Origin of the sequence: Citrobacter sp. S55_ASV_140 (assembly GCF_018919505.1) — a bacterium.
In the GTDB taxonomy this organism is placed as follows: Bacteria; Pseudomonadota; Gammaproteobacteria; order Enterobacterales; family Enterobacteriaceae; genus Citrobacter; species Citrobacter werkmanii.
The window spans coordinates 1-5383 of the sequence record NZ_JAHLQZ010000236.1 but is presented as its reverse complement, the minus strand read 5'-3'; the positions used below and the strand labels follow the sequence as shown (position 1 = coordinate 5383).

Here is a 5383-nt window from a genome sequence, read left to right as displayed (position 1 = left end):
GGTGCTGTCCGGCCCGCAGGCCAAACTGGCTGGCGATAAAGCTGAGTTTGTTGAGAAAGTGCGTCGCGCGCTGTATCTGGGCAAAATCGTCTCCTACGCGCAGGGCTTCTCTCAACTGCGTGCTGCGTCTGACGAGTACAACTGGGATCTGAACTACGGCGAGATCGCGAAGATTTTCCGCGCGGGCTGCATCATTCGTGCGCAGTTCCTGCAGAAAATCACCGATGCTTACGCGGAGAATGCGGGTATCGCTAACCTGCTGCTGGCGCCGTACTTCAAAAACATTGCTGATGCGTACCAGCAGGCGCTGCGTGATGTCGTGGCTTACGCTGTGCAAAATGGTATTCCGGTACCGACTTTCTCTGCTGCAGTTGCCTACTACGACAGCTACCGTGCTGCGGTACTGCCGGCGAACCTGATCCAGGCCCAGCGTGATTACTTCGGTGCGCACACTTATAAACGCATCGATAAAGAAGGCGTGTTCCACACCGAATGGCTGGATTAATCTGAAATAGCCAACTGCTAAAGCCAGGCCCGGAGCGTTCCTCCGGGCTTTTTTATTGTCAAAAAATGGGATTCGGTCAGGTCTGATAGGCGGTGCTATAGCAAATCACGATATACTCATTCAATGCTGAGCCGATCCGCCACAATGCTGGTGGTGTGCTCAACCTCAATGTTTAACTGGAAGAAGTTACAGAGCGAATGAAGATAACTATCTCAGGAACAGGTTATGTCGGCTTATCCAACGGTATTCTGATCGCCCAGCACCATGAAGTGGTTGCTCTGGATATCGTCCCGGCGAAGGTCGAGATGCTGAATCAGAAAAAATCGCCGATTGTTGACAAAGAGATCGAAGAGTACCTGGCGACAAAGCAGCTGAATTTTCGTGCAACGACTGATAAGTATGATGCATATCGTGATGCGGATTATGTGATCATCGCGACACCGACTGATTACGATCCGAAGACCAACTACTTCAACACCTCCAGCGTCGAGTCCGTTATCCGCGATGTGGTTGCAATTAACCCAAAAGCGGTGATGGTCATCAAATCCACCATTCCGGTTGGTTTTACCAATTCAATTAAAGAACAGTTTGGCATTGATAATATTTTCTTCTCGCCTGAGTTCCTGCGTGAAGGGCGTGCGCTATACGACAATTTGCATCCGTCGCGTATCGTCATAGGTGAACGCTCCGAACGTGCAGAACGGTTTGCCGCGCTGTTGCAGGAAGGTGCGGTGAAGAAAGATATTCCGACGCTGTTTACTGATTCTACTGAAGCCGAAGCCATCAAGCTGTTCGCTAATACCTATCTGGCGTTACGCGTGGCCTATTTTAACGAGCTTGATAGCTATGCCGAAAGCCTTGGTCTGAACTCCCGGCAGATTATTGAAGGTGTATGTCTGGATCCGCGTATTGGTAATCATTACAACAATCCGTCCTTTGGCTACGGTGGCTACTGCTTACCGAAAGACACTAAGCAACTGTTGGCGAACTACGCGTCTGTGCCGAATAACATTATCGGCGCGATCGTCGATGCTAACCGTACGCGCAAAGACTTTATTGCAGATTCCATTCTGGCGCGTAAGCCTAAAGTGGTTGGCGTGTACAGATTGATCATGAAAAGTGGTTCTGATAACTTCCGTGCATCTTCTATTCAGGGGATCATGAAGCGTATTAAAGCCAAGGGCGTACCCGTTATTATTTATGAACCGGTCATGGAAGAGGATGAATTTTTCCACTCTCGGGTAGTTCGCGATCTAAACGCGTTTAAAAATGAAGCGGATGTTATTATTTCTAATCGAATGACGTCTGAATTGGCAGATGTTGCAGAAAAAGTATATACCCGCGATTTGTTCGGTAGTGATTAATCATCATCTCGACAAAAAAGGCCTTATTAAAGGCCTTTTTATTTTAAGCAGGTTACTAATTAAACGTTGTAGAAATCACGGTACCAGTCAACAAAGTTCTTAACCCCATCTTTAACCGTTGTTGTAGGTTTAAAACCAATAACGTCATACAGTGCTTTGGTGTCCGCGCTGGTTTCCAGCACATCACCGGGTTGTAGCGGGAGCATATTTTTTGTCGCGTCGATGCCAAGAGCTTCTTCCAGAGCCTTGATATAATCCATCAGTTCAACCGGTGAACTATTGCCGATATTGTAGACGCAATACGGCGCGGAGCTGGTTGCCGGGGAACCGCTTTCAACAGTCCACTCCTCGTTGGGCGCAGGAATGACATCCTGCAAGAGAATAATTGCTTCTGCGATATCACCAATATAGGTAAAGTCACGCTTCATTTTGCCGTAGTTATAGACGTCAATACTTTTCCCTTCCAGCATCGCTTTGGTGAATTTGAACAGCGCCATATCCGGGCGACCCCACGGACCGTATACGGTAAAGAAACGCAGGCCGGTTGTGGGCAATCCGTACAGATGAGAATAAGTATGGGCCATCAGTTCGTTGGCTTTTTTGGTTGCAGCATACAGGGATACGGGGTGATCGACGGAATCATCCGTTGAGAAAGGCATTTTGCGATTCATGCCGTATACCGAGCTGGAAGAGGCATAAAGTAAATGCTGAATTTTATTATGCCGACAACCTTCCAGTATGTTCAGAAAACCTGTGAGATTGGAGTCTGCGTAAGCATGAGGATTTTCGAGTGAATAGCGTACGCCAGCCTGTGCAGCGAGATGGAGCACACGATCAAAATGTCCGGATGCGAAGAGTGCTGACATGCTTTCCCGGTCGGCTAAATCAATCTTATGAAACTGGAAGCCGGGGTGTACCAGCAGCTCCAGACGGGCCTGCTTAAGACTCACGTCGTAGTAATCGTTCAGATTATCGATACCGACCACTTGATGGCCAGCCTCAAGGAGGCGTTTGCTAACATGGAAGCCGATGAAACCAGCAGCCCCCGTAACCAGGTATTTCATGTTCGTTCCTCTTTTCGGCTAAAAAGCAGCCAGGCACTATCTGGTGCGACGAAAAGTGAAATAATACCGTCAGATGGCAAAAAAGCTAATGGTTATCCTTTTTACGCATGCCATTTTTAGTGGTAAGTTAATAAATATTCATGCCGTGAATTTAATTAACGAGAATGTCTGGCATTTACGCTTGATGACATTTAACCCGCTGTTTGACGCTTTTCCTGCAAACAGTGGCCTTCCAGTATTGACACTTTTTTTAAACTCCTTTCTTTTTTCTCAAGGGACTAAAATACCAATCAAAATCTCTCAATCAATTTGATTTTTTATCATTAATCCTATGGAATTGCTTCAATTTTTAGCTAAACTAATTCGAGTTTAAGTCCTTCCTTCCTTAATTAGGGTATCTATGTCTGTAAGTGATAACAACATGTCCGGGCGAGGTAACGATCCGGAACAGATTGATCTGATTGATTTGCTGATGCAGTTATGGCGTGGGAAAGTCACTATCGTTGTCGCGATTGTCGTTGCCATTGTTCTGGCGGTGGGTTATCTGGCGGTTGCTAAAGAGAAATGGACCTCTACCGCGATTATTACTCAACCCGATGTTGGACAAATTGCCACCTATAACAACGCCCTCAACGTGTTGTATGGCACCAACGCGCCTAAGGTGACTGAACTTCAGACAAATGTGGTTGGTCGTTTCAGTACCTCTTTCTCTGCCCTGGCAGAAACGCTTGCTAATCAGGAAACACCCCAGAAACTGTCGATTGAGCAGTCTGTTAAAGGCCAACCACTTCCGTTAGCGGTCTCCTATGTGGCGAGTTCTCCAGAAGATGCTCAGCGTCAGCTGGCTGAATACATTCAACAAACAGATGAAAATGTTGCTAAAGAGCTGGAGCTTGACCTGGCTGATAACATCAAGCTGCAAACCAGTACTCTAGAAGATTCTCTGAAGACTCAGGAAGTGGTCGCTCAGGAACAAAAAGATCTGCGAATTAAACAAATCCAGGAAGCGCTGCGTTATGCAGAACAGGCGGGTGTGACTAAGCCGCAAATTCAACAAACTCAGGATGTTACACAGGACAGCATGCTGTTGCTGGGTAGCGATGCCCTGAAATCTATGGTTGAACACGAGGCTACGCGTCCTTTGATATTGTCTGATAACTACTTCCAGACCAAGCAAACACTGCTGGATATCAGAAATCTTAAGCTTGAAGGGGCAGAGTTGCACTCCTATCGCTACGTGATGAAACCAACGTTACCGATTCGTCGTGACAGTCCGAAAAAAGCCATTACCCTGGTACTGGCCGTTCTGCTGGGGGGAATGATTGGTGCCGGTATCGTGCTGGGGCGAAATGCGCTGCGTGGTTACAAAACCAGAGCGTAGCAGGCCGACAGCAGTTTTATTCTGAGCACAAAAAAACCGGGCAGTTCACAGCGCCCGGTTTTTTTACGTCTGCCGATTACTGATGACGCTTACGTAAGTTCTCAATCACGGTGGTCAGATCAAGCTCCTGATCCTGTAGCAGAACCAGCAGGTGGTACATCAGGTCAGAAGCTTCATTCGTCAGTTCAAAACGATCGTGCACGGTGGCGGCCAGTGCGGTTTCCACGCCTTCTTCCCCCACTTTCTGCGCAATACGTTTGGTGCCACTGGCATACAGCTTCGCCGTGTAAGAGCTTGCCGGATCGGCGGTTTTACGCTCAGCCAGTAGTTGTTCTAACTGATACAGGAACAGCCACTGATGACTGGTGTCAGCAAAACAGCTTGAGGTGCCTTTGTGGCAGGTTGGCCCAATCGGGTTAACCAGCACCAGCAGGGTGTCGTTGTCGCAGTCAGGCGCGATGTTAACCACATTAAGAAAGTTGCCAGAGGTTTCACCTTTGGTCCACAGGCGTTGTTTGGTCCGCGAGAAAAAGGTTACCTTACCGCTTTCAAGCGTTTTATCCAGCGCCTCAGGGTCCATATAACCCAGCATCAATACTTCGCCGGATACCGCATGCTGCACCACAACCGGCATCAATCCGTCGGTTTTTTCCCAGTCCAGCTCGCGACATTGTTGCTTCGTTAACATATCCTGATCTCCACGCCCTGTGTTGCCAGGTACGTTTTTAACTCGCCAATATTGATAATTTGTTTGTGGAAAACGGAAGCGGCAAGCGCGCCGTCAACGTCAGCATCACGGAAGGCTTCGAGAAAGTGTTCCATGGTGCCTGCGCCACCGGAGGCAATCAGCGGTACGTGGCAAACGTCGCGCACTTTTCTCAGCTGCTCCAGGTCATAGCCGTTACGCACACCGTCCTGATTCATCATGTTCAGCACGATTTCGCCTGCGCCACGTTTCTGCACTTCCTGCACCCAATCCAGCGTTTCCCACTGCGTGATGCGGGTACGACTCTCATCACCGGTATACTGGTTAACGTGATATTTACCGGTTGCGGCGTCATACCAGGTA

Annotated in this window: 5 protein-coding genes and 1 pseudogene; 3 read left to right on the top strand and 3 right to left on the bottom strand. The window is 48.3% G+C overall.

The window, feature by feature from the left end; genetic code table 11:
* Both KQJ18_RS21270 and ugd read left to right on the top strand, forming a co-directional pair.
* Positions 1-505, top strand: a pseudogene (locus KQJ18_RS21270) (NADP-dependent phosphogluconate dehydrogenase); the annotation flags it as partial.
* 197 nt (positions 506-702) lie between these two features.
* On the top strand, positions 703-1869 hold the full coding sequence (gene ugd / locus KQJ18_RS21265; RefSeq protein ID WP_199965735.1) for a UDP-glucose 6-dehydrogenase: 1167 nt from the start codon (positions 703-705) through the stop codon (positions 1867-1869).
* A gap of 59 nt (positions 1870-1928) precedes the next feature.
* On the opposite strand, the gene KQJ18_RS21260 is transcribed toward ugd, so the two are convergent.
* A complete protein-coding gene (locus tag KQJ18_RS21260) occupies positions 1929-2933 on the bottom strand; it encodes an NAD-dependent epimerase (RefSeq protein WP_216422683.1) in 1005 nt (334 codons plus the stop codon).
* Positions 2934-3333: 400 nt separating this feature from the next.
* On the opposite strand from KQJ18_RS21260, the gene wzzB reads away from it, so the two are divergent.
* Positions 3334-4314 (top strand): LPS O-antigen chain length determinant protein WzzB, encoded by a 981-nt coding sequence (wzzB, locus tag KQJ18_RS21255; RefSeq protein ID WP_216422681.1) that lies wholly within the window; start codon positions 3334-3336, stop codon positions 4312-4314.
* 76 nt (positions 4315-4390) lie between these two features.
* Here wzzB and hisIE read toward each other — a convergent pair whose 3' ends face one another.
* Both hisIE and KQJ18_RS21245 read right to left on the bottom strand, forming a co-directional pair.
* Positions 4391-5002 carry a bifunctional phosphoribosyl-AMP cyclohydrolase/phosphoribosyl-ATP diphosphatase HisIE gene (gene hisIE / locus KQJ18_RS21250; RefSeq protein ID WP_216422679.1) on the bottom strand — a complete coding sequence of 204 codons (612 nt, stop codon included), beginning with the start codon at positions 5000-5002 and terminating at the stop codon, positions 4391-4393.
* Positions 4996-5383 (bottom strand): HisA/HisF-related TIM barrel protein (locus KQJ18_RS21245; protein ID WP_253297543.1); only part of this gene is annotated, 388 nt, incomplete at its 5' end. The genes hisIE and KQJ18_RS21245, both read right to left, overlap by 7 nt.